The organism is Parachitinimonas caeni (assembly GCF_030129945.1).
Classification (GTDB): domain Bacteria; phylum Pseudomonadota; class Gammaproteobacteria; order Burkholderiales; family Chitinimonadaceae; genus Parachitinimonas; species Parachitinimonas caeni.
This window is the reverse complement of record NZ_JARRAF010000195.1, coordinates 1-431: the sequence shown is the minus strand read 5'-3', so window position 1 is coordinate 431 and position 431 is coordinate 1. Positions and strand designations below refer to the sequence as shown.

Below are 431 nucleotides of genomic sequence, written 5' to 3'. Positions count from 1 at the left end.
CCAGTGCATTCGCCAGAACCGCCTCGGCCCCGTTGATTTGCAGGGTGTCCTTGCCCGTCACCGGATCAACCAACTTGCCAACCTTGGTTTCGTTCTGGCTCAAAGTCGCTTCGCTGACCGGGGTCGCGTATTGCACCTGCCGCAGCACATTGCCCGACTTGTCGTAAGTGCGTTCGGTCAGCATGCCACCGGCGTCGGCGCTGAGGATCAGGCGGCCGGCGGTGTCGTACCAGAAGCGTTCGACCCGGTTGGCGTCAGATTTTTGCAGCTCGCCAGCTTCCTTCAGGATGTCTTGCGTCTGCGCAGGGCTGAGGTTCTGGCCCGCCATGCCGCTGACCGGGCTGAACAAGGGCGCCACCACCGACAGCTTGGCCGGGGTCGCGTAGCGCACGGTCTTGGTGATGCGGCCGGCGATGTCGTACTCGGTCTGT

At 63.6% G+C, this 431-nt stretch carries 1 protein-coding gene; it reads right to left on the bottom strand.

The window, feature by feature from the left end; genetic code table 11:
* Positions 1-431, bottom strand: a 431-nt coding sequence (locus tag PZA18_RS24275; RefSeq protein WP_284103462.1) for an RHS repeat domain-containing protein, incomplete at both ends; no start/stop codon positions are given.